The organism is Rhodoferax sp. ZS1R8 (assembly GCF_056521325.1).
In genome coordinates this window covers 739,688-764,036 of record NZ_JBWMBA010000001.1, presented here as the reverse complement: position 1 = coordinate 764,036, position 24,349 = coordinate 739,688, and the positions used below count along the sequence as shown (strand labels likewise).

The following is a 24,349-nucleotide window of genomic DNA, read 5'->3' as shown; positions in this document are numbered from 1 at the left end:
ATCAACCTCTTAATCTATCAATGCGCGACTGCTTGAGCACGCGTTCTGCCTCTTTTTCCTCAGGAGTGAGGGCGAGGCCCATGGTCTGTTTGATTCTGTTTGCCGTCAACGTGACGGAAAGGTTTGACTTCTCCATGCGATTACCAATCATGGCGCGGCCATCCCACAATTTTTGATTGCTACGTGACCAATCAATCTTCTTGAGCTTTTGCAATTCGCTTCGCAGCGTTTTCGGATTGCTGGCGTAGAGCTGCCGCCCAACGCGGCCCAGCGCCTGAAGAGTTACGGCATGGCAATGAATGTAGTTTTTCCGGACCTCTCCAGCAGAAACCTTCCCCTCAAGAACCACAGCCCACTGCCCAAAAAATTCGCTCACCAGTTCCCAATATTGGACACATTTGATTTTTGCGCTCTCCAAGTCGTCCAATTCTTGTGCGGTAAACAACTCGCGAATGGCCCCTTCAAGAGCACTCAAGGTAAACAGTTTCCGTGAGCGTTCAGAAAGAGTGGTTTTCTCCAGCTCAACAATTCCTTTGAATCGTGAAGACGTGAGTGCCAAATGCCGTGCCAGCGATGCTCTGGCGTCCCGATGGTCGTACAGAATATTCATCGACGGCGACGGCTTCACAGCATGTCGATTCAGATCCGCAAACATCTGCTGGCTTCGCTCCAGACCACGGTCTAGGAAGAACACTACGGCAATGGTTTCGTCGCCTAACTCTGGAACTTGCTCAAGGGCGTGCCGAATGGCTTCGCGACGGTGCTGCCCATCATTTACGATGAAACGAGCGTCCATCGAAATGGACAATGTACCCATCCGAAATTGATCTGGTCCGGTACCTGCAGGTTCAAAACTGATGTCGCCATCTATTGACGCCGTAATCGCAGAAAACGTGTAACTGGTGGGATTCTCAACAATGTATCCGGTGATCTCGGGAAGGCGGGAGTGGTTAACCACTCGCTGCGCACGCATCTCTGGCGGCATGTCAATGTCTTCGAAAGAAAAAATCTTCGGAATTAACCGGAGCGGACACATCGATACGTAGTATTCCCGCTTGGCTTGGACGCCTCGGATGGCGGAAAATGTATAGGTAAAACCACTGGTCATGATCGCAAGAATATAGCATGTTTGTATGTCTGGGTACAAACAAAAGCAGCTATGCAAACAAGACTATTGGGCCACCCCAAGTGTCCGGCGTCGTACAAGCTCGGCGGCATACTGGACAAGCTGCTCCGGCAGAGCGATTTCCTCAGTTTCAACACTCAGTACGTATTCTCCAGTGTCCAGTTGCTGGATGGAGTTTGAATTGACATTTCTCAACTGAAATCCTAATGCTGTTGCAAGCATTTGCCTTAAAACTTCTTCGCCGACATTCCTAATTCCGCTCGAACTGATTTGATTCGCCAGTGCTGCAATCCGCGGTATGGTCGCCGGCGGCTTTCCAGACCGTTGGACCGGAGGCAGGGTTACATTCCAATCAAGTTTTTGCCGCCCAAACTTGATGAACGCGGCAAGGCTGTTTCGTGACCCTCGATGCGATGCCACAAACGACTCCAATTTCTGCTGGCTAGGGGGCATCGAAGCCTGCTTTCCATAGGAGCAAAACTTCTCAGCTGCACGGAGATACAACCGAGTTGTTCGAATCTTCGTTTTGCGATGATCGAGCCAGTCAACAAAGCCTTGTAAGACTGGCCCAAATTCCCTGCGGGCCAATGCTGCGAGCTTGTTCTTAACAATCAATTGCTCCGACGCATCCTGCAGCTCTTGCGGAGCCACGTCGTCTATCCCGTTTTGAATTACATATCGGGAGGCTAATAGGTAGCGCCGTAGGTAGGTTGTGCCCATCTGTTTGAGCATTTCCTTTCGGGAAAGCAGGGCCGCGTCCCCAAAAGTAACGTCAAGCCTGGCAAAGAATGCCACGTGATCCTCAGCCATCCGGTTCAATTTCGGTTTTTCTGGGTGCTTCCCAAGCAACCATTCGCAGTAGCCCAGGTAGAGGCATCTGATCCTCTGGGACTCAAGCGTGGCACTGGCAAGCTGGGCAGACGAACGAACAGCATCGGCGGTGTAGCAAGCACGGCAAACAGCCATCCCATCTCCAACAACCTCGGCGGTGCATTTGGGGCAGGCATGGCTTACCTCCGCACCTGGCACGCAACCCTTGCAGTAAGGTTTTCCTTCAAGGGTCTGAAAAGCTACGGTTCGGGACTTTCGGCATCGTGCGCAGGTTTGCTGGATCGCTGCCCCCCGGCATGCATTACACGTTGGCTCATCGAACCCAAATAGCTTTGCACGCGATAGGCGACCCGACAGTGCCCCACAACTTGGGCAGGGCTTCTGCTCCCGAAAGTACACAGCGCATGAAGGACAGGCGACTTGATCACCAACCCGTATTCCCGCTTGAGGAACTGGTTTTTCGCATCGCAGACATTTTCGGGTTGCCGTGTTGCAGGGGCGACACAATGGAAGAGCTTCATTCCGATGCGCTCGCGTCGAGCTATTGCACTTGCTGCAATTCCTGTGAATGAACACGCGCGGATAGCAAGTGCCACAGAAGTCCTTGCCCCTGTAAATTCGCTTGATATTGTGGGTGGTGCGGCCACATTCGTCACAGAATCGACCCACCTTAGCGTCAATTGACATTGCGAACTCCAGCCGCTGCTATGAGGAGTTTGGCTCTTCGGATCCGCCAGCCAGTGGTCCTCTTACGGTGCAGCTGTCTCAGTTCATTCCTGATGGAACTTCGGGGTTTGGCTGGCCTTCGCACCGCTCGTAGTGGAAGCCTCGCGATTTCAGCCAACACTTGCGACGGCCAGTTATCAACTGGTGTTCCCAGCGAGTCTGGATGAAGCTTTCCCGCCAGCGCGATTCTCCGAAAGGAACCAGGCCATTCATCCAGGACATAGCGTGCACACGAAAGATGGGCCATGGCGCCGTCGATCCGGCAGAGGTTTGGAGTCGGATGAAGCAGACTCCCGGAAGCGGACTCGGGCAGAATCGCACGTTCGTCCTGAGCTGCCGCCACGAGTGCCTTACGTGCTCGTTGCAGGATCTCCCGCACCGTAGAACTCCATGCACCGATTTCTGATGTGCTGCTTGTGCGGTTGTGATCAACGCCCAGCAGTTCTTGTTGCAGATCGAGCAGCCCGCTTTCTGATGGTGCTACTGCACTGGAAGGTTGTATTCCTAGTGAGCTTCCGCACGCATGGCAATACCCGTTCCGGCCGGAGCGATGAGGCATTACTACAACCCCGCAAGAGGCGCATGCGTCCAAGAGGCGCAGCCGGTGACGAGAGCAGTATGCCGTCCATGCGCTTCGCCACTCACGTTTGTAGGCCGGAGACTGCAGTACGCACTGCGGACAGAAACGCAAACCATGCCGCGTCCTGACACGGTGATAGATACCGAGACGTGTAAGGTCGGCCTCGCGAAAGTTTGAGAGTGTCATTTCTGCAACCCTTGCCAACGGCAAACCCGCCTTCGTGCTTACCTGGGTGAGGAGGTTTGGCGAAGCACACCGATCAATGTCTCGATTCCAGATGCAGGTACTTGGGAAGTGGTAATAGCAAAATCGAGTGGGTGCCTGACCATGTGCTTGCGATACACGCACTAAGAATGACGACAACAACTCATCTTCAATGGGTTGCAAAGGAATGCTCCATGGCTGCCCGTCGAAAAGGTTAATCATGCTCTTCTGGCAACTTCGTCCCATTGGTCCGCCCGAGTCCATTCCAGTCGATCAAGCAACGGTGCCGTAATCCGCTCAGCTCCTGACTCAATTGCCTTTGAAGCGGCAAGCTTCAAAAGCTTGACCGCTCCACCGACCGTCTCACCGGCTAGCCCATATATCTTCGGTGCCAACTCTCTGCTGGCCAAATTGGATGGCTCCGCGAGAGGAAGTAGCTGCTCGTAGCTGGCTAAGAAGCGCAGATATTCTTGATCGAGCTTCCATCGATCAAGTATCGCGGACTCAAAACGCGATCGCATTTGCGGTTCTGAATTCAAAGCATTTGCCGCCTCAAGGGTACCCGCCGCGACGACCGAAAGGCGCAAGTCATTGCTGAGCCCCTTTATCGCTGCCAGCAGATCTCCCGCAGCTTTGCCGGCGCGCGCAAGATTGTTAAATTCATCGATGACCAGTACCCTGACTTGCGAATGAACTAGCAGGGATTTGGCCTGGCGCTTTTTGATTGATGCAGGATCTTTTTCGCGGTGAGAGACGGCAAGTCCCCAAAGAATCAGAGACCAGAATTCAGATTCATCTGGAGTTTCCGGCATTTCGATCCGCAGAATGGGCATAACGGCGGTGCCGTTTTCACTGATCTGTATGGGGTGTCGGTTGATAAATCGCTCCAACAAAGAGCTCTTGCCATTGCCACTACGGCCGACAACCAAGACATTCGCCATTCGTAGGGTTTTTGGGTACGCCAATACGTCGTCGAGACGGCTGAGAATGGATACGGCACGTGTGTAACCAATCCAACGATCAAGCTGAGCGCTTTTGACGCGCTCGGGCTTCGGCAGCGTAAGGAGTTCTGCCACATCGGGCAACAGATGAGCAAAGTCTTTCATCGGGATACCAACACTTCTGCGAATGGGACGATCGGTGCTGCAAATGGGTCGTCGTCCAACACAGCGTCAGTTTTACCAAGCTGATTCAAGTCATGCAAAGAAACCGTGGTTGTTTCTCCAGCTCTCAGTTTCGGGGGCGATGGCGCACGAAATTGCGCCGGATTGCGCGCTTGCAGTCTCCGTGCAGCCTTCGTCTTATGAACAGACTGTTCCACTCCTTGCCGCATGCGGGTTATTGCCTCAAATATCAAGTTCTCATCGATATCGCGACGGCCCTCCGTCTTCAGCCTTGTCTGTATTTCACGCAACTCCCATACGCTGATGGGTGGAAGCCCAATATTTCGATACGGCACCTCGGTGTATCGCCCATCTGCGGGATCAAGAAAGTAGACCTTACTGATATCAGTTGGGTCCCGGCGAATCAAGAATTCACGCTTGGCCTTTGCGTTGTCAGGATCCGCAGCATTTATGTATCGATCTAAAACGGGTGCGTAGTACGAAATGTTGTCAATTTGCAGGCCGTACTGCTGTACAGAGCGCATGAAGAACGGCATGAAATCCAACTGGACTTTCAATGGATCTCGTGGCACGGGCATGACACCCACGCCCGGTGCATCTGGTGTCCCAACCACGCCAATGCTCCACTTTCTGAGAGGAGACATTCCGAGCTCGGAATGCGGTTTTTGATGGTAGACATTGACGATGAACTCTAGGAGGTACTTTTCCAACTCGCGCAAAGTTAACGCAGCCTCCTTTTCAGAGTTGTAACCTTTCCGCTGCGCTGTATTCGAGAAGGTTGTACCGGGCAGTTTCCGAAGTTGATTGGCCATCGTGCCCATCAATCGTTCAATATGCCCTCCGTAATGTGGTCTCAGGACTGGCCGCCACTGCAGGTCAATGTCATATTCCTCACAAGCTCGCTGAAGGACTCCTCCGCGGAACTCCTTCCCGTTGTCGGAATGGACTATTTGCATAACACCCCAAACGGGCCAATCGCCAGTGACGTCACGGGCGGCCAAGAACTCTCGTTTTGGACAAATGGTGCGCGCGAGGCACATTCCCATGGAAGTAGAGCTGGGCTTCTCGAAAGTTAAGTACAGGCCAACGATCATGCGGCTGTGAACATCAATTGCCAACGTCATCCATGGCCGACCGATAGGCTTGCGATGGACTTCATCCACAACAATAACGTCCGCCGTTGTGTGATCTATTTGTACAACCGAAAACGGGCGCTCTCCACCGGGGAATGGGCCCTGAATTGGTGCGTATCGGTTTCGCGCGACATCCTTTTGGCCGCGTCTGCGTAAGGCAAGTGCGGGGTTAAGTGATGCAATCCGTGCTCGCACAGTGTTGGCATGTGGGGTGGAAACTTCAGCCAGCCGACACCGTCTCATTACCTCCTCGACTACGTCCTGGGGCTTGTGTCGTTGCTTGCTCAGGTACAAGTCTTCGATGGCCGCCTGAACGATTGCTTCTTGCCGGCCGCCCAATAGCAAAGTTCCTTGTTTCCGACCACGCTTCTCCGGTACCAAGGAGGAAACGTGCCCTGCTGTCTGAAATATCTTGAGCCACTTGTACAGCGTCGTGGCATTTACCCCGAATTTTTCGGCCTGGGCCTCGACACTTGAACGTGTGCGAATGGGGTTATCTAGTAGCGGCTTAATTGCCTGCAGCCGCCGTTGCGCCTCTGCCCACTCCTCGTTGGAAAAACTTGAAGTATCCCGAATGACGGCAATATCAGTCTCCGACACTTCGGGTTCGGACCACGGCGTCACCATTTCGATCCGCAAGCGCTCCTGATTGCCAGTTTCAACCTCTTCCGCAAGGATGCTGTCGACCGAGATCAAGCAAGAAATTCGATACTTCTTGCCTGCGTGGGCCACCAGGTCACCGGGCGTGGCCCTGAAAAAAGATTGCGAAATTTCAGGCATTGGGATTCGCCCAGATTCGGCAGGACATGCTCAGCGGATCATTCTGTTCGGCGTGGACCACCCGCTCACCCACCAATTTCCAAAGCTGAGGTAATGCTTTCAGCCGGGACTCTTCATCCCAATATGAGGCGGCCAAAAGGGCCTGAGGGGTGGTTTCGCCAAGTGCCTTGAATGTATACAGCAACTGACTCCGCACCAAAGTGTCACTCTCAATGGCTCTGTAACGGCGCAAAAACTTGGCGTTTTGCAAGAAGGGAGTACGAATTTGCTCCTCGGTGACGATTTTGAATCCCCAACCACGCGCTCGGCAATACGCGACCGCCGCTTTGAAGCGCGGCCTTAGATTCGTCCACTCGGCTACTAGGTCTTCTCGGCATTTCACTTCGTAAACGACCACGCGTTTGCGCCCAGTACGTGTCACATGTTCAGCCAAAACGTCAGGTGTGTACTTAAGGCGTCGCCCGTTTATCAAATAAATAAGTGTGAACGGCTGTTCGCGGATAGCAGTGACATCGGGAGATGAATCGAGGGATAGCAGCCAGTCTCGCTCTAAAGAAGACTCAAAACTGAGCCCGCCGCCGCCACTTGATTGCACGCGTCCAGTCAGAGCTCGGCGGCTAATCTTTATCTTTCGAACCGGCAGGTAGTCAGCTAGTTTCGCCATTAAATAGAATTTATAGCCAGTGTGGGTATTAAGTGGAATCAGTAGCGCTTTTACGTGTGAATGATACGGTCTATTGCTACATAGAGCAATATTTCAGTTGTTCATTTAAATAGAAGTCACAGGGCTCGCCGCCGCGACCCGGCGAAGTGTCGCTCGCCCACCACGGCGTGTTGTTTTTAGATGAAATGCCGGAATTTCAACGGTCTGCACTGGAGGCGCTGCGCGAGCCGCTTGAGACCGGCTGCATCACGATCTCCAGAGCGGCGCAGCGCGCGGAGTTTCCGGCACGCTTCCAGCTGATCGGTGCGATGAACCCTTGCCCCTGCGGCTACCTGGGCTCAAGCGCCCACCAGTGCCGCTGCACGCCGGACCAGATCCACCGCTACCAGTCCAAGCTCAGCGGGCCACTGATGGACCGCATTGATCTGCACGTAGAGGTGCCCAACCTGGCGCACGCAGACCTGCTGGGTGCACCGCCGGGTGAGTCCACCGACAGCATACGGGCTCGCTGCGGGGCCGCGCGCCAACGGGCGATAGAGCGCCAAGGCAGCAGCAATGTGGCGCTGCAGGGCCAGGCGATTGACCTGCACGTGCAGCTGGATGCTGATGCGCTGAAGTTTTTGAACGTCGCAGCCAGCCGCCTGGGCTGGTCGGCGCGGGGAACACACCGCACGCTGAAGGTGGCGCGCACCATCGCGGACCTGGCGGGTGCAGAGCATACGCAGGTCTCGCATTTGGCCGAGGCCATGCAGTACCGGCGCAGCGCTGGACCGCTGTAAGCGTCGAGAGGCGTCTAAAACTGCTACTGAACTCATAGCTGCTTACGCTCATCCGACGAGGGCTACAGCCCGATTGGGTATAAATGACTAGACTAGAGCCGGGCTGCACTGGCCAGGGGCCAGCGTTCGGTGATGTACTTGACCACCGCCTGTGCGCTGCCCATGCGCAGCGCCGGGTCCTTGTGCATCATGCGGTCCAGCAGGTCCTGCATGTCGCTGTGCTGCGGCGCCAGCCGCGGGGGTGGGGAGAACAGGTGTTGTGCCAACAGCACCTCCATCCGGTCGGCCGTGTAGGGGCGCTGTCCTGTCAGCATCTCGTGGAAAATTACACCCAGGCAGTAGATGTCGCTGGCTGCACTGACCGGCCGGCCCGCCGCCTGCTCCGGGCTCAGGTAGAAGGGTGAGCCCACGATCTCGCCGTGCAGCGTGTGGCCCAGAGCGTGTTCGGCGTGTTTGGCGATGCCGAAATCGATCAGCGCGATGGTGCCGTCCTGGCGCAACATCAGGTTGTCGGGTTTGACGTCGCGGTGCACGATGCCCAACGCGTGGATCTGTGCCAGTGCCAGCGCCACTTGCACGGTAGCGCCCAGCGCCTCGTGCTGGGTCAGGCCCGCCGCCATACGGCGCTTGATGTCACCGTTGGCGAAATATTCCATCGACAAGAAGGCGTGGGCGTCGGTGATGCCTTGGTCGAAGATGCGCGCCACATTGGGGTGGTCGATCTGTGCCAGCAATGCGTATTCCTGGATGAAGCGGTGCAAAAGCGCGCCGTCGTCGTTGATGGCGGTGTCCAGCACCTTGAGCGCGAGTTGGCGCTGATCCGATTCGCGTACGGCCAGAAACACCTCCGACATGCCGCCGCTGCCGATCTTGCGCAAGATGCGGTAGCCCTTGACTGCCACTGGCGGCTTGCTCTTGGCGCCTGTCTGCAAGGCCGTTACGGGGTCGCCGCTTGGTGCTGCGGCTTTGGTGGCGGTGCCGGGTTGGGTGCGCTTGATGCGGGCGGTGACAGCCTCTAGCAACTCGTCGTACGTGAACGGTTTGCCCAGGTAGTCGTCGGCACCCAGGTTCATGCCCCGGCGCCGGTCTGCACGCTCGGTGCGGGCGGACAGAAAAATCAGCGGGATGGATGCGGTCAGCGGGTCGGCGCGCAGATGCTCCAACATGCCATAGCCGTCCAGCTCGGGCATCATGACGTCGGACAGAATCAGGTCGGGCAAGTGTTCACGCGCCTGGGCCAGCCCCAGACGGCCGTTGGCAGCTTGGATGACGTCAAAACCCTCCATGCGCAGCAGCGACATGATGTTGTTGCGAATGGCGGTTTCATCCTCGACGACCAGAATCTTCACACGAACTCCCCATCAGTCATAACGCCCACCATACCATCGGGCGCGGCGGACCCATGTGATTATTGCTCGCGGATCGGCACGCCGGTCTGGCGCAGGTAGGCCAGGATGTCCTTGCTGACCGGGCCCACGGCGCGGGCCTTGTCGGCCATCTCGGCGGCGCTGGCGGTCTGCCCCAACGCCGCCAGCGACACGGCGGTGCCCAGCAGCCAGCGCTGCTCGTCCGGTCGGGACTGCAGGGCCATCATGTAGGCATGCACACTGTCCTGGTGGCGGCCCAGGCGTTGGGCGGCGTTGGCGCGTATCGCCCACAAGTCCGGCTGGTTGCCGAGCAGAGGCTCAAGTTTGGTCAGCATTTCCCACACAGCGCCAAAGCGGGATTCGGCCAGTTGCATGCGCGCCATTTCGCGCACCAGCGGCACCAGGACCACGGTGCTGCTGCCCGGCGCTGTTCCGGCCCTGACGCTGCGCTCGGCTGCCGCGATGGACTGCTGCATCAGGTCGATCGCGGCATCGCGCGAGCCGTTGTTCCACAGTGCCTGCACCTGCGACAGCGCATCGCCGCCGGCCTGCTGCTGGCGTTGTAGCACCGGGGCGCTGTCGGCAGCCGCGGTGGATGTTGTCTTTGTTGCCGCGGTGCGGGGGGCGGAGCGCTCGGGCGCTGGCGTAGTGGCTGGCGTCGGCACAGCCACAGCAGGCGGTGTGGCTGTCGCGGTCGTGGTTGTCGGTTGTGCAGCGGGTGGCAGAGTGGAGGCCGCAGCTGGGGCTGGTGCGCTGGCCCTGGTGGCCGGTTGCGGGTTGGTAGCTAGGGCCGGGGCTGGTGCAGACAGCAGCGCGTCCAGCGCCTTGCGCGCGGACAGGCTGGGCTCCATGCGCAAGATCATCGAGGCCACTGACGGCTCGAACGTGGCGTCACCATTGGCGCTGCTGGCCCCGGCCAGCGGAGCGACCCCAGAGACCGTCGGCGCGGATGCGACCGCGACAATGCCGGACGCTGCAGTGGCCGCCCCAACGGGGGGCACTACTGCCGGTTGCTTTGCCATGCTTGCACTATTGCTGGCGGTAGGCGGCTGGGTTGCATTGGAGAACGCCCACCACCACCAGCCGCCGGCGGCCGCTGCGGCTAACACTAGAAGGCCACCAAGGCCCAACCACCAACGCTTGGCGCCAGCGGCTAATGACTGTTGTTGCACATCCAGCGTGCCAATGGACACACTGGCCGTGCCCTGGCGCAGGGCCGCCGGCCCGGCTTGCACGGTCGCAGCGGGGTTGGCCCGGTGGTCCAAGTCCCGCAGCATCTTGTTGATGACACTCACGGCTTACTCCTGGCGGGTGTGCGCAATTCACTCTCGACAAACGGCATTGGAGCGGCCATAGGGTTGCGCAATGGCCATAGCCTGCGCCACCAGGGCGGTGGTGCGGTAATCCCCGGCGTGTCCGCCACAGCCAGCCGCACATGGGCGGAGGTGACACGGTGTACGTTCTCGCCATAAGCCAGCATCAAGCACTTGTGGGCCAGCACATTGACCAGGCGGGGCACGCCACCGCTGGCGCGGGCGATAGCCTTGGCAGCGTCTGCTTCAAACACCTGCACGTCGGTGTGCGTGTCGATGGCTGCCGTGCTCAGGCGGTGGCCCAGGTAGACGGGTACACGGCTGGCCGACATCGGGCCCAGGTATTCGCTGAAGGTTATGCGCTGCATCAGCTGGCGTATCTCGGGCCGCGCCAGCTTGGCATCCAGCTCGGGCTGGCCCAGCAGAACCAGCTGCAGCAGCTTACGTTTTTCGGTCTCCAGGTTGGACAGCAGGCGCAGGCTCTCCACGGTGCGCAGCGGAATGGCTTGGGCCTCGTCGATGCAGACCACGACCTGGCGGCCCTGCTCTGCGTGGTGCAACAGGCAGTCGCGCAGGGCATTGAGCACGCTGTGGCGGCTGATGGGCGGTGTGAGTTTGATGCTCAGCTCCGACGCCAGCGCCATTAGCAAATCGTCCGGGCCCATGTCGGGGTTCGGAATGTAGGCGGTCACAAACGCATCACCCTGCAAGGTCTTCAGCAATTGGCGGCACAACACCGTTTTGCCACAGCCCACCTCCCCGACAATTTTAAGAAACCCCTCGCCACTGCGCAGCGCCACCAGCAGCGTATTCAGTGCAGCCTGTGCGCTTTCGTGCGGATAAAAGAACGACGAGTCGGGGGTGATCGAGAACGGGGCCTCGCGCAGCGAAAAGTGCCCCAGGTACATACGCTTACTGGGTCCGCGCGGGTTCGACGTTGTAGGCTGCCCCGTCCATCCGGATGACGCGCGCACGGCTGGCGTCCATGTCATCCAGCGCGGCACGGGTGCGGCGGGTCTGGGCTTCCCAGTCGTCGGCGTTGCGGATGATGGTGGGTTTGATCAGGACAATCAACTCTTTCTTGCGGCCGGAGCTGAGCTTGTTACCGAGAATCGACGACAAGAACGGTAAGTCGCTAGACCCTGGCAAGCCCGACGCATGGCGGTTGGATTCCGCCTGCATTAGACCGCCGATGGCTACGATATTGCCGTCCTGGATGCGGACCATGGTGTCGGATTCGTTGACGGCGCTGGAAGCTACGGGTAACTTGTACTGGCCAACGGTTCCAAGATCAACTTGTTTGGTGACTTGGGTAACCGTTGTGACCGATGGCCTGACGTGCAGCGTGATGTTGTTGCCCTCGTCGATTTGTGGCGTCACATCCAATGCAATGCCAGAGAAAAAGGGTGTCAAGGTCAAGGTGGGCAGGGTCGGTTGGGTTGCCGTTGTTCCGGTGGTCGCTGCAGTGGCTGCAGTACCGCCCGTGACACCTGTGACAAAGAACTCGTCCGTGCCGACTTTCAAGAGCGCCTTCTGGTTGTTCATCGTGGCGATACGGGGACTGCTTAAAACCTGGATGTCACCACGTGTTTCCAGAAAGCCCAGTACTGCCTGGAAACCGTCGGTGGCCAGTGCCAGTCCGAAGAGGCCGCCAGCCGCGATCGGGCTTGGTAGTGTGTCAGGCAAGATCGGCCCATTTCCGGCTGGAAATCCGGGCAAATTGCTGGTCACTCCATTGATCAGCACATTGTTGCGCGTGCCTCCGCCGACGGATCCGATGGCGCCGGTGTACCGACCTGAGTTGCGCAGGGCTGACCAGTCGATGCCGCTTTGATAGCCGTCCCGCAGCTCTACTTCGACAATTTTGGCCTCCAACATCACCTGGCGCTCCACCGCAATTTGTGCGGCCTTCAGGAACTGGGTCACTTGGCGCAATTCCTCTGGCATCCCCCGCACAGCCATGATGCCAGCCTGGGGGCTGATGATTACGTTGCGTCCCGCACCGTTGCCCAGCAAGCCCCGAACCGCATCCGAAAGCTCACCCCAGAAATCGGTGCGCGATGTCGTTGTTACGCGGCTGCCTACTGTTTGCTGCCCGGGTTCCTCTCTAGTCCCCCGCGTCGCGTTTTGCGAGCCGTTGGACTGGGCGGATGAAGAACCGTTGGCATCGTTCGAGTTGTTGTTGGTGTTGTTTGTGTTCGACGTGATACCTGAGGAAACGCGTACGTCACTCGTGCCCACCCGCAGCGCATGCGGGTAGTTGATCGTGAACACGCGCGTCTGCAGTGTCGGCGCATAGACAGTAATACGACGCCCTTCGATCTTGAAGTCGTAGCCATAGACATCGCGGATGGCTTCCAGCGCCTCTGTCACGGTTACACCGCGCAGCGTCACTGACAGCGTGCCCGACACATCAGGATGCATCAGCATGCTGTAGCGGGTATCGGCCACGATGGCCAAGAACACTTCGCGCGCCTGTGCGTTGTTGACCAGCAGGTCCAGCCGGGGCTCGGCCGGCGCTGCTGCGGGCTTGGGCGGAGGCTCGGCCAGCGCCTCGCTAACGTTGGCCGGCACGGCAGCGGGTGACCTGGACGGTTGGCTGGCCGCCAGTTCGGCGCGCACTGTCTCACTCACGTCCGGCGTGCGAAGCGGCCGATCGGCTGCACATCCGGCCAGCAAACTGGCGATCAATACGGCGCAGGCGCTGGATGCTGCCCGCAGTCGGCCATACTGCATAGGTCCACCCACGGAGCCAAGTGGGGACAGTTTCGTCATGGTGGCGGTTTTGGTGGTCATGTGCGTGAATTTCACGGTTGGGCATCTTCGCACGGTGCGACTGCGGGCGGGGAGGGCCGCTCTGCGGCGGGCAAATTGCGCTTGGCAACAGTCTTCGTGGATTTGGGCTTGGGTTTCGGAAACTCGGTTCGAACAGGCGATGAAGTGGCGGAACAGTGGCTAACCATGGCCAACGCCTTGCGCTCAATGCCGGCAAAGCGGGGTACCTTGATCAGTGCAGTACCGTCGTGGAACCAGACCTCCTTTTCGGCGATGCGCTCCACACGCAGATTGCCGACCTTGTCTCCAGGTGCGTAGAGGCGCGCGCCGACCATCAGGTAAGGCTTTTCGTCGCGCACCAGGACTGTCATGCCCTCAACGCCGGCAGGCGATGGGATCGCACCGCCAGTCTCTCCGGGCGCTACCGTCGGATCGCGCGTTATCTCCTGGGCAGACACTGGCAAGGCATGCACCAACATCAGGCCCATGATGCCCCCCGCTGCTTGCAAAAAGTTGCGCATCATGGCGGCACCCCCACGACAAAAACCTGCACCGTCATTTCTGGCAATTGACGGGTGGTCTTGAGCTTCAAGCTGCCCCAACGCAGGTTGGGCAGGGCATTCTCCAGCGTACGCACGTAGCGCACCAGGTCCGCGTAAGAACCGGATACGCTAAGTTCCAGACCACGGCGGGTCAAACCGACAGGTGCAGTAAGCGCGGCAGGCGTTGCCGGAACGGCGGGGGCATCTGATTTGATGGTCCCGGTGCTCAGCAGCGTAAGCCCGTCCTGCCGCCGTAAAAATTGCACAAGGGTTTGCTCAATGGCTGGGCCACTGTCCGAGATGGGCGCCACGGCGCGTATAGCCTGGTTGATGGTGTCGATTCGGACATTGGCCGCAGCGATGTCATCACGCACGGCTTTGCTAGGGTCCACGGTCTGCGCCACGGCTCTGAGCTCGTCACGCAGACGCTGCAGTTCGGTCGCCTGTGCCTCGAATTTTTGCTTGGCTTGCTTGTGCGCCGCTTGCGCCGGCGTCAGCCACACCGTATCGGCCAGCGCCAGGCAGCCGACGATGAGCGCCAAAAACAGGAAGACGCGCTCGCGCAGCTGCATGGCGTCTATACGGCCGGCCAGAAATTTCCACTTTTCTTTCATGGTTTGCCCCCGGTTGCGCTGGCGGCACTCTGCGGCACAGTGGCCATTGGCTCTGCACTGACGAGATTGAAAGCCCAGACCGGGCGCGCCGGTGCCGCAGGCGCTGACGCAGCAGATGCCGCGGCGCTGGGCACTGCTATATCGGCTGCTGCGGCTTTTTCGACCCGCACCGTAGCCAGCTTCAGATCTTGCATCAACGGACTTGCGGACAGTTTGTCCACCCAATCGTTCAGCGCTGCCGGCTCCAATGTAAAGCCCGTTACTTCAAACCGTGCACCGTCCAGCCGGACTTCGGAGATCCAGACGGGTGCCGGAATACTGCGCGACACCCAGGTCAATCGATCTGAATGGCCCCAGCCCGGTTTAAAGAGGCCTTGGCTGAGCGCCTCCTTAAGCTTTTCGCGCTGCACGACGGCGTTTTGCCGCTCCGTCAATAAGGAGAGCAGGGCCGGGTCTACCGGCGCAGCGTTGGCCCTGCTGCGCAAAATGGCAGCTTGCAGGCTCTCGATCTCGGTCTTATGGGAATTGACGGATTGCTGGAACGATTCGCTTGCACGGTCCAGATTCCACACCCAGCCGCCGCACAGGGCTGCGCCAAGGATCACAAATACGCCCAGGGAGATAGCCATGGTGTGCGCCGAGAAGTAACGCTTTTGCGTTAGCAGTATCGGCGTACAAAGATTAATTTGCTGGGGCATGGTGGGACTACCGTTGTGCGCCTTACAGTTTGCGGGACTCTTCGCGCAACACCACGCCCAGCAACGGCAAACAGTACAGTTGATCGGCTGCTGCCATGGATTGCAGGCCGGGGAACTGTGCTTCCAAGTCCATTGCGGATACGGTCTGCCCAAGTTCCCGTGTTAACCAGTTGGCCATCTCCCCCGAGCGCTCTCCCGCGTAAACCCGTAGCCCACCCAACGGCATGCTGGACCAAGTGCGGTCCCATAGGTCAAGGGATCGTTGCACTTCGACCAGGAAGCGCTGCAAGCGGTCGGCGTCCCCCTGGTCTGTGGAACCGGCCATGCCGCTGGCGCCACCGCCAGCGTAGTCGGGCACGTATTCACTGACTGGGGTAAAGGCATCGGGTGTGGCCTCGGCGGCGGCATCAACACCATTGCCCCAGGCCATGCTTAAAAACCCTTGGGGTAAATCCAGACGTCGTGTGAAAAACAGTTCTTCGTTCGCGCTGATCGTCAACATGGCTTGCTGCTCATCCGAAATCAGCAAGGCGGCATCGGCACGGTCCAGCCGACCATCGCGCTTGGCGAGTGCGCTTTGTAAATTGCGTTGCGCAGTTTCCTGGATGTCGATGACGGGAACGTTCCAGTTCAGTGCATCACCTAACGCCACCACTTCGCGGACGATCTCATTTTTGGCAGCGACCACAAACAGGTGATTAGGTCCCTTTTGCTGTCCGTCGCCGACCTGCATTACATCCAGCGTGATGTCGTCAATGTGGACATTGACCATGTCGCGGATCTGAAAACGTGCAGCGGCGCGCAGTTCTTCGGGGGCTACTGGGGGGGCATCAATCTGGAGCAGCTGGTATTGCTCAGGACGCAGCATCACATGGGTGAGCATGCCCCTGAGGCCGAGTGCCTGTAGGCGTCGCACGAAGTCTTCCATGCTGTCGCTGCCCTGGCGCTCCACGCCCATTTGCTGCACTGCAAACAAACCGTCGGCATTGGCGGGTGCCTTGGCATAGGCGAATGTGCCCGCAGACCAGGACACAATGAGCTGATCTTGGGAGGATTTTCGTTTCCAGGGCCAGCGCATGCCTAGATGCGCTCCGGCGGGATCAGACAGTGTTGGGTGCGAATGGTTTCAATCATGTGCGGCGGGCAATTGAAATTTATGCTCTCATTTTAATAGCTGATAGTGCAATCATGTCACTGATTGACGCGCTTGAGGACGCAGGGCAACACATTCGATGCCAATTCGCATCAATAGTTCTCTCGGCGGTAGATAAGGGGGCTCTTGAACGTGCCGAAAACTATGCTGGACCGAGGGTTTGTTTCCACCGCACTTCTCCACGGGTAGCGCAGCCATGGCGCGTTTGCAGAGGTAGATGCAGGGCCCGGTGCGCCCGCAGTTGTGCATTGCACGCCTGTGGCAGTGTTGTCAAGGTTTAGCGTAACGCACATGTTCCCGGCCGTAGCTGGGGTTGGCTGAGACAGCTGGACTTTCCACGGCATATAGGGTGGTGGAGTAGGGCTGATGGGGGACGTGACGCTGAGCGCGGTCTTGCAGGCCGCTACCGCCGCCGTACATGCCGGCGTGTCGGTAAATGCAAAGTTGGCTGCGCTTATATTGGTGCAAGTATCCGTTCCCGTGCGCCAGCCTGCGGCGGTTACGGTGTCGTAGTACTCCAGTGCGTTGGGTATGGGCAAACCAAAACTCAACAACTCCGATCCATAGGCGTTAGACAGCCGAATGCGGCCAGAGCGAATCGGACCGCCGCCTTCCACGCTACTGGTGCCTCGCAAGGATGTCACACCGTCGCCCACCAGCGGAAGCGGCGGCGGCGGCGGTGACTCCTTGGCCCGAATAAATACGGGGGTTGGAGCGGTCTGTCGGTTGACAAAAGTGTAGGTTCTCAAAGTCTGCAGGGTTTGTCCGCTCGCGGTTGGACCGGTATAGGCGGACGCCAAGGTTATCGTGGTGTCACTGCCAATGGTCGCTACGGTAGAACAATTCACGCCCACGCAGACCACACTGCCGCTGGTGAGTTGGCTCAAAAATGCTGTGCCCGTACCGGTGACAGTGGTGCTTCCGCTAGTTACCGTCACCGTTCCCACAAGGGCGTTTCCCCCAACGCCAGATCGGAACGCTCCGGCGCTCACTATCGTAGATGCGAGTGTGCCCGTACTGGCTGGCACCACGGTTCCCCCCACGGCGTCAACTGGGTCTAGAGTCAGGCCCTTGGAAAAAATAATCCCAGAGCCGTTGTAGTTCTGCGTAACGGACGATGTTGGCGTTGCGCCATTCATTGCGCGGACAGTGACCGCAAAAGGCTGAGCAGAGTAAGTGAAAGGCGTACAACCTTGCACCACCGTCGTGTCAAAGTGGTCCGGGATAAAACGACCAAAGTACGGCGACACGGCATTGCCGACGTTACATCCGTACTTGCCCCCTGCGGGGGTGTTGGAAGAGGAGCCTACCACGCAGTCCGCCTGCGCGCTGTCGATGGTGGTGAACGTAGAGTCCACGACGCCGTCGGCATTTAACCGGAAGTAGCCGACTTCGCCGTAAGTAAAGGCGGCACCAGTGGCCCCGTTGCCGGTCACCGCAGATGCAGCGCTGAACGTGCCGGCCACAGTGCCGGTTTGTATGGCGCCGGTGTGGGCCGCGGCATTGGCAGTATTAAGCACCGGCGTGCCGTTGTAGCCCACGGTGGAGGTGTTGGCCGTCAAATTGAAGGCGGCGCTGGCCTTTACCGAAGGCGTTGCGGCGGTATTGGTACCGAGTGTGTCGGCGTTGGCGTTGGTGGAACTCACAGCGAATTGCAGGGGCCGAACGGCGAAGTCATCCGACGAGCAGCCATAAACGGTGGGTGTGATGTTGGTGTCCCGTACCCGGCAGCGCAATTTGCTGTAGGCATTGGGCAGATTGACATTTGTTGCCAGCGTTTTGCGGCCATTGTCACCGGCGACGAACGTGATGGGTTGGCTGGCGACCGGGCTTGCATAGGCGCTACACGCAGGTGCCGGCGATGTGCTGTCGTCAAACAGTTCCATCGTCACGTTCGCCGCAGCAGTGTAGGACGTCGCGACTGCGCCGGTAGTTTGCAGCGCGACGACATCGAACTTGAAGTCGGTGCCGCTCAGTTTGGTGTAGAGCGGGTTACGCGCAGATGGTGTCGTGACAAGATTGTTGTAAGCGGAACCAGTCTCTAGGCACTCGTAGCCGCTGACGCAGGGGGTGCTGACGAAAGTCATGGAGCAACTCTGGGTTAGCGTGGCAGTGTTCCAGCACTTGGTCCCGTTCAGTGGCGTCGTACTGAGGCCGCTGGTGCCCAGCACAACCGCTCCGGCCGCTGATGTCTGCAACACGACACCTTGGGTTGACGCGCTGGAGCCCAAGGTGAATGCGGCCGGTGTGACCGTTACCGCCGGCACGGCAGGCGTCGTAGTGACGGATCCAGTCAAGGTGCCGGTATTGACAATATTCAGCGCGGGGCACGGGACGGTGGACGAGGTGCAAGCCAGCACGGTGACGGTCTCGGGGCAAAGAGTGCCCGTACCGTCGTGCTGGATTTCCAGGTGGTCGTACGGGGGCACATTAGGCGACCCGATCACAAAGTCGTAGCTGAAGCTGTAGGTGCCTGGGGCAACAAAATTGTATTGAATACCCATACCCGTATCAACAAAAGTCGCCTGCAGAGCGTTGCTCATGTTCGCCGCTTGCAACACAGAACAATTGGTGCTGCCGTTGGTAAAGAAGCTGGCCCAGCCCGATGCGCAATAGGCGGTGAACAGCTGACCGGAACGCTCCCGGAACGATTCCACGACATTGATGCCGGCAGGTATGGCGGTCGTGGTGGTGCAGGTGCCAGATGTCGGCTGGTAGGTGCCGACGAAGCGGTTGCCGGTGGTGGCGTCCACGTACGAGAAACCGCAGCCGTTGTCGCTGCCACCCAGATAGGTGTCAAACACGTGGTAGTAGCGAACGGGGTTGAGGGCGCTGACTGCGTAACCAATGGGAATGGTGAGCGTCACATCAGCGGTTAAGAAATCCAGGGGGGTCGTGTATTTCCAGAGTACGGACACCTGGGGACCCGAGGTAATCCCGAATGAACCGGTTGCCGTCTGCTGTACACCAGAGGTTGCGGGGTTGGCCGGCGATGTCGCCGTGATGGCAAAGGTGTTGTACATACCACCCGTGGGGTTGAACGTAGTTACCGTGTGGCTGGGGCCGTAGACCAGGCCATTGCCGCGGATAAAGATACCGTTGTCCAGGTTGGTACTGGGGGGGACGGCTGTTGGTGAGTACACCTGGCCCGTGTTGTTGAGTCGCCTGACCTGTATCTTGGTCGTGTCTTCGATGTAGAAGTGCAGGCCGTTGGTAGCCGTGGTTCCGCCGGTGGAGTTGAACTCAATGGAGGCTGCTTTCGCTCCTCCCAGGGTGACAAACAGGCCGATGCACGCCAGCATGCCTAGCAGTGTGAGTCTGATGCGCGCTGCCATTGCAGATCCCAAGTGTCTACTCACAGGCGGCCCTGATTTACTATCTATTTGATAGCGGCTTACGGTCGATGCATGAGGGCTGCGGGCGGATTTCATATAAATTCCCGGTTCATTCAGTTCTCTACGGACGCTGACACGCTACGTTCTACGTAGCCAACATTGCCGGCTGCGCCGCCCCGCTTGGCAGTGGCGGTCAACCGCATGATGGTGACCGTCGCACTGCCTTCGGTATAGGCATTGGATACGCAATCGACGGCGATTGTGAAGCCATCCAGCGGGGTGGGCGGTGACGCCATGGGAGAAACACACAGAGCCGGCGTGCCCTTCACCGTAGGTATGCCCCACTCCAGTCCACTCCGCGCTGCCCAATAGGCTTGTGACCCTTGCATATCCTGGGTCGAATTGAGTTGCTGGGTGTTGGAAAAACTCACCATGAACGCGCCAAACGCCGCCAGCACCACGACCAAGAAGATGGCGGCGACAGCGGCGAAACCGTGTTGAAGGGCGCGGGCGTGTTTCATGGCGTGTTGTCGATGTGCACTTCGTGGTAAACGCTTACCGATTCACCTGAACTCGAAAAGCTCAAAGTCAACTTGACCAGCGCGTTGCGTGGGTCCGCGGGCGTGCTGGGGGTGGTGTCGTACACGAAAGAGCAACTGGCTTCAGAGGCAATGAGGGGTGTTGTACCGGCGGTGGGTGCGGGGCAGGAGGTTGCGTAGGCGTAGCCCGCGTTGCGGTACAACTTGCCGCCGCTACACATGTAGGACACGATTCTTTCGTCGCCCGGGATGACATGAAAGCGCATGGTGGGCGACTCTAGCGGGAATTGCTTGGCCGGCGAAAAGTCGATCTTCGTTTCACTGGCATTAGCCGGGCTGACGCCCACCGCGCTCACCGTGCCCGTGTTGTTACCTGCGTAGGCGTCGGCGCCAGTGATTCCCAAGTTGTACACGGCAACCAGGTCGCCCACCTGGATGCGTTGGTCCGCTGGCAGAGCCGCATTGATGCCCAGCATGTTGAATGTGCTGTCCGCCGCGTCAAAGCGCAGACCCGTATCGTCGGTGGGTGACGGGACAATATCCTGCGCCCGATAGCGCCCGCCCATGCGCGTCGGAAGAAATTCAATGCATTGCGAGCCGCTCAGGCGAATGCTATTCGGTAACGCTTTGCGGATGTCGCGTGCCATGCGCCGCACGGTCGTGTCGGCCACATCGGCAATGCCAGCCCGGCGTGCGGTGTCGAAGTAGGCGTCTATGGGGGCTTTCATGAACACGGCCACCGTGCTGCCGATCACGCCCAGGATCACGATCACCATGATCAGTTCGACCAAGGTGAAGCCGGATTGGTAGCGAAGCTTGCGGCGTGGTGGTTGTGCAGCCATGGTATTAATAATTGGTCCTGTAACCGACCATGGTGATGTCGTTGCCTCCACCGGAGACTGTAACCGTGACCCTTTTGGCCATAATGCCCCCCAGCGACGCCGGGGCGGCGACACTGATGGCCACGTTGTAGCCGCCCAGGGTGGTCGGCCAATCGGTAAACAAGGCCTTGGTTTTGCCGTTGTAGTCGTCGACGTCGTCCATCGTGGCGCGGGTCGTTTCGCCACTGGTGCCATCTGGGTCCAGATATGCCTTCTGGAGGATTTCTTCCAGAATGGAGTCGGCCAGTGCCGCAGCCTGCTTGCGAATCATGGGGTCGGCGCTAGATTTGACGGCCGTGTTGGTCACTGCCAAGATGCCGGCCAGCCCTGCGCCAACCACCACAATAAATATGATCACCTCCACCAGCGTGAAACCGCGGAGCGCGCGCTTGCTATTCATGGACATAGCCCGTTCCCGGCTCGATGGTGATGCTGTTGCCCACGCCGACCACTTGAATCAACCTCGCCGTGGTCAGGGCAACACCTGCGCTTGTCGTGGGTTGGCCCAGACCGTTGAAGTTCAGGGCCGTGGGTGTGCTGCTGTAGACCACACCAGAGCCGGTCTTAGCGGTCAGTGTCGCGGAGGCTGTACTCGCCTTCGGACCACTCATGGTTCCTGGTGCTGAGCAATCCAACGTCGCCGCGGCCGCTGCGATGCCCAGCGTCAACGAACTGGTGCTGGGGAACGTGACGCAAACCGTTCGGCGCTGGGCAATGGCGGTCTTTTGGGCGTAGCGCAGATACGCCAGCGTTTCGTCGTGGAAGCCGCGCGCATAAACGTCCTTGTTGTCAAACATGCGCGGCGCGGCGTACACGGCCAGAACGCCCAGCATGACAATGACCATGATCAACTCGATCAGCGTGAACCCGCGCTTGGTGCGCAGAGTTGGCAACTGAAGGATGGAAGAGCTGGCATGCATGGTATTCATCCCGCAATGGATGGAGGACAGACACTGTGGTTGGCTCCCATTATGTGGTAACTACATCGTCTGGTGCAGCGAGGTTTCCCGATAGTTTTTCGCCCTTGCACCAGGCCTGCCACATGCGCTGGTACAGTGCCTCCAGATCACGCGTAAAGCGCTCAGGTTGGCACAGCGGGCTGGCGTCCATGCGTGGGCGGATCTGCTGCCGCAGGTCGGCGAGCCGCGCGGGATCGTGGGCCAATGCCACGGCACCGGCTACGTAGGTTTCCGGGTTGGGAAACGCCAATACGTCGGCCAAGCCTATGTTGGCCAGTGCCGAGTACGACTGACGCGATACGACGGTATGCCCCTCCAGTGCCACCACCGGCACACCCATCCACAGGGCCTCCAGCGTGGTCATGCCACCATTGAACGGGAACGGATCCAGCGCAATGTCCAGGTGTCCATACTCGGCGAACATCTCATGGTGTGCGGAGGCACCACGTAGATCCAGCCGCTCCGCATTAACACCGCGTTGGGTAAAGCGTTCCACAAATTGCTGGCAGACGCTGTCATCGGCAAGGGCCGCCGCCTTCAACACCAAGCGGCTCGCTGGCACGGCCAGCAGTATCTGCGCCCAGGCATCCAGCACGGGCGAGGACAACTTGGGCAGCCGGTTGAACGAACCGAAGGTCACGAAGCCATTTTTCAAGCAGGGCGGAGGTGCCACATCACCGGCATAGGCAGGTTTGCTGAAACAAAATCGGGAGTGTGGCAAGTGCAGCACCTGCTCCGCAAACAGCTGGCCACCGCCCGGTGGACTGGTATGGGGGTCTGAAATGAAGTAGTCCATATTGGACATACCGGTTGTATTAAAGTAGCCAATCCAGGTGGCCTGCACCGGAGCCGGGCGCAGCGAAAAGCTCAGCAGCCGGTGGTTACCGGTGTGTCCTGACAAATCCACCAGCACGTCTATTTTTGCCTTGCGGATGCTGTTGGCCAGCTCCTGAGGGTTTTCAAAAACCACGTCTGACCAATCGTCCACCGTGGCGATGATTTCGCTGGTGGTCCCGTCCTTTTTGACACCCGCTGAGAAGCAGTGGAACTCAAATTGCGCTTTATCGTGCATGCGCAAAACGTCACGCAGCAAGAAGCCTACCGGGTGGGCACAAAAGTCTGCAGAAAGGTACCCCACTTTCAGCTTGCGCTGCGGTTCCCGATTGCGGTCCTCAAACTGCGCGGACACAGCCAAGGGTGTCTCGTACTTCGCCGCCCAGGCCAAGTGGTGTTCGAAGATTTCTTCGCGGGAATACTCCGGCAAATAGTTCATCTCAAACAGCACGTTGGAGGCCATGGCCATCTGACTCGTATCCTTGTCCGACAGCGCTTGATAGATTTCCAACGCGGGCTTCGGATGGCCTGTTTCGCTGAGGCAACCCGCCAGATTGACTTTGGCCCGCAAGTCCTCCGGGTAGGTGGCTATGACTTTCCGACTCAGAGCCATGGCTTTGTCGAGATAGCCACACTCCTTGTAGGCGACGGCCAGCAAAGTCATGCGTTGGCTGGTCTCCCCCTTTTCTGCAATACAGCGCTCCAGGTAGTCCACCACCAACTCTTGGTGTCCGGAAAACCCCTGCAGGGCAACCAGGCTGAAGTGCGCCTCTGCATAGTCGGGGCGTATGTCCACGGCCTTCTGGTATTGCGCAATGGATTCCTTGAGCTTGCCCTGGGAAAACAATACATTGCCGAGGTTACCGTAGGGCTCCGGTCGGTCGGGGTGGGTTTGGACCAGACGTTCCGCTTCGCTATAGGCTTGCTCTAGTTGGCGCAGTTCAATCAACGCCGCGACGCGGTTGACGCGCACTTCGTAATAGTCCGGATCCAATCCCAGGGCGGTTTCCAGCCAGGTTAACGCCTGTTCAAAGGACCCGCGCGCCAGGCACCACTCGCCTAGATTACCCAGCGTACGCACGTCCCGTGGGTCCAACTGGTGTGCACGTTCGTAGTCGGCCAGCGCCTGGTCATAGGACAAAGCCAACCGATGGGCGATACCCCGCGTGCACCATAGCGCGGCGTTTTCGGGTTGTTGCTCCAGCGCTGGCGCAATGGCCGCTAGTGCAAGCGTGTGCTTTCCTTGCAATAGCGCACGTTTGGCCGCCGCGTGCATGGCCCCCACGTCGCCGCCCTGCGCCGCCCGAGCCTCCAGCACGGCGGCAATGGACTGCAGCCCCCGCCTGTCCAGCCAGCCAATGCACCAGTGATTGATGAAGCCGAGCATGTAGA

20 protein-coding genes and 1 pseudogene are annotated in these 24,349 nt (G+C 58.8%); 1 reads left to right on the top strand and 20 read right to left on the bottom strand.

Going from position 1 to position 24,349, the window contains the following annotated elements; all coding sequences use genetic code 11:
* Position 1 precedes the first annotated feature (1 nt).
* From dndB to AC097P_RS03550, 6 genes are all read right to left on the bottom strand, one after another.
* Positions 2-1,108 (bottom strand): DNA sulfur modification protein DndB, encoded by a 1,107-nt coding sequence (gene dndB, locus AC097P_RS03575; RefSeq protein WP_479608982.1) that lies wholly within the window; start codon positions 1,106-1,108, stop codon positions 2-4.
* Positions 1,109-1,171: 63 nt separating this feature from the next.
* On the bottom strand, positions 1,172-2,092 hold the full coding sequence (locus AC097P_RS03570; protein WP_479608981.1) for a hypothetical protein: 921 nt from the start codon (positions 2,090-2,092) through the stop codon (positions 1,172-1,174).
* A gap of 541 nt (positions 2,093-2,633) precedes the next feature.
* Positions 2,634-3,689 (bottom strand): TniQ family protein, encoded by a 1,056-nt coding sequence (locus tag AC097P_RS03565; RefSeq protein ID WP_479608980.1) that lies wholly within the window; start codon positions 3,687-3,689, stop codon positions 2,634-2,636.
* On the bottom strand, positions 3,686-4,573 hold the full coding sequence (locus tag AC097P_RS03560; RefSeq protein WP_479608979.1) for a TniB family NTP-binding protein: 888 nt from the start codon (positions 4,571-4,573) through the stop codon (positions 3,686-3,688). Before AC097P_RS03560 ends, AC097P_RS03565 begins: the two co-directional genes overlap by 4 nt.
* Complete coding sequence (locus AC097P_RS03555; protein ID WP_479608978.1) at positions 4,570-6,504, bottom strand: transposase; 1,935 nt, start codon at positions 6,502-6,504, stop codon at positions 4,570-4,572. The genes AC097P_RS03560 and AC097P_RS03555 overlap by 4 nt, the downstream gene beginning before the upstream one ends.
* Positions 6,497-7,168, bottom strand: a complete 672-nt coding sequence (locus AC097P_RS03550; protein WP_479608977.1) for a TnsA endonuclease N-terminal domain-containing protein — start codon at positions 7,166-7,168, stop codon at positions 6,497-6,499. Before AC097P_RS03550 ends, AC097P_RS03555 begins: the two co-directional genes overlap by 8 nt.
* 122 nt (positions 7,169-7,290) lie before the next feature.
* Here AC097P_RS03550 and AC097P_RS03545 point away from each other — a divergent pair.
* Positions 7,291-7,947 (top strand): annotated as a pseudogene (locus AC097P_RS03545) (ATP-binding protein); the annotation flags it as partial.
* Positions 7,948-8,039: 92 nt separating this feature from the next.
* Here the strand turns inward: AC097P_RS03545 and AC097P_RS03540 are convergent.
* From AC097P_RS03540 to AC097P_RS03475, 14 genes are all read right to left on the bottom strand, one after another.
* Positions 8,040-9,296 carry a protein kinase domain-containing protein gene (locus AC097P_RS03540; protein WP_479608976.1) on the bottom strand — a complete coding sequence of 419 codons (1,257 nt, stop codon included), beginning with the start codon at positions 9,294-9,296 and terminating at the stop codon, positions 8,040-8,042.
* A 59-nt stretch (positions 9,297-9,355) separates the two neighbouring features.
* Positions 9,356-10,609, bottom strand: coding sequence for a hypothetical protein (locus AC097P_RS03535; protein ID WP_479608975.1), 1,254 nt, complete (start codon positions 10,607-10,609; stop codon positions 9,356-9,358).
* Entirely contained in the window at positions 10,606-11,535 is a 930-nt protein-coding gene (locus tag AC097P_RS03530; protein ID WP_479608974.1) for an ExeA family protein, read from the bottom strand. Before AC097P_RS03530 ends, AC097P_RS03535 begins: the two co-directional genes overlap by 4 nt.
* Before the next feature lie 4 nt (positions 11,536-11,539).
* Positions 11,540-13,402 carry a secretin N-terminal domain-containing protein gene (locus tag AC097P_RS03525; protein ID WP_479608973.1) on the bottom strand — a complete coding sequence of 621 codons (1,863 nt, stop codon included), beginning with the start codon at positions 13,400-13,402 and terminating at the stop codon, positions 11,540-11,542.
* Positions 13,403-13,434: 32 nt separating this feature from the next.
* Positions 13,435-13,926, bottom strand: coding sequence for a hypothetical protein (locus AC097P_RS03520; RefSeq protein ID WP_479608972.1), 492 nt, complete (start codon positions 13,924-13,926; stop codon positions 13,435-13,437).
* Positions 13,923-14,558 carry a hypothetical protein gene (locus AC097P_RS03515; protein ID WP_479608971.1) on the bottom strand — a complete coding sequence of 212 codons (636 nt, stop codon included), beginning with the start codon at positions 14,556-14,558 and terminating at the stop codon, positions 13,923-13,925. The genes AC097P_RS03520 and AC097P_RS03515 overlap by 4 nt, the downstream gene beginning before the upstream one ends.
* Complete coding sequence (locus AC097P_RS03510; RefSeq protein WP_479608970.1) at positions 14,555-15,256, bottom strand: PilN domain-containing protein; 702 nt, start codon at positions 15,254-15,256, stop codon at positions 14,555-14,557. Before AC097P_RS03510 ends, AC097P_RS03515 begins: the two co-directional genes overlap by 4 nt.
* A gap of 22 nt (positions 15,257-15,278) precedes the next feature.
* Positions 15,279-16,289, bottom strand: a complete 1,011-nt coding sequence (locus tag AC097P_RS03505; protein WP_479608969.1) for a hypothetical protein — start codon at positions 16,287-16,289, stop codon at positions 15,279-15,281.
* A 212-nt stretch (positions 16,290-16,501) separates the two neighbouring features.
* Entirely contained in the window at positions 16,502-19,744 is a 3,243-nt protein-coding gene (locus AC097P_RS03500; RefSeq protein WP_479608968.1) for a DUF6701 domain-containing protein, read from the bottom strand.
* 113 nt (positions 19,745-19,857) lie between these two features.
* A complete protein-coding gene (locus tag AC097P_RS03495) occupies positions 19,858-20,265 on the bottom strand; it encodes a hypothetical protein (protein ID WP_479608967.1) in 408 nt (135 codons plus the stop codon).
* Positions 20,262-21,125, bottom strand: a complete 864-nt coding sequence (locus tag AC097P_RS03490) for a prepilin-type N-terminal cleavage/methylation domain-containing protein (protein ID WP_479608966.1) — start codon at positions 21,123-21,125, stop codon at positions 20,262-20,264. Before AC097P_RS03490 ends, AC097P_RS03495 begins: the two co-directional genes overlap by 4 nt.
* Positions 21,126-21,129: 4 nt before the next feature.
* A complete protein-coding gene (locus AC097P_RS03485) occupies positions 21,130-21,570 on the bottom strand; it encodes a type IV pilus modification PilV family protein (protein ID WP_479608965.1) in 441 nt (146 codons plus the stop codon).
* Positions 21,557-22,084 carry a type II secretion system protein gene (locus AC097P_RS03480; RefSeq protein ID WP_479608964.1) on the bottom strand — a complete coding sequence of 176 codons (528 nt, stop codon included), beginning with the start codon at positions 22,082-22,084 and terminating at the stop codon, positions 21,557-21,559. The genes AC097P_RS03485 and AC097P_RS03480 overlap by 14 nt, the downstream gene beginning before the upstream one ends.
* Positions 22,085-22,133: 49 nt before the next feature.
* Complete coding sequence (locus AC097P_RS03475; RefSeq protein ID WP_479608963.1) at positions 22,134-24,344, bottom strand: O-linked N-acetylglucosamine transferase, SPINDLY family protein; 2,211 nt, start codon at positions 24,342-24,344, stop codon at positions 22,134-22,136.
* Positions 24,345-24,349 lie beyond the last annotated feature (5 nt).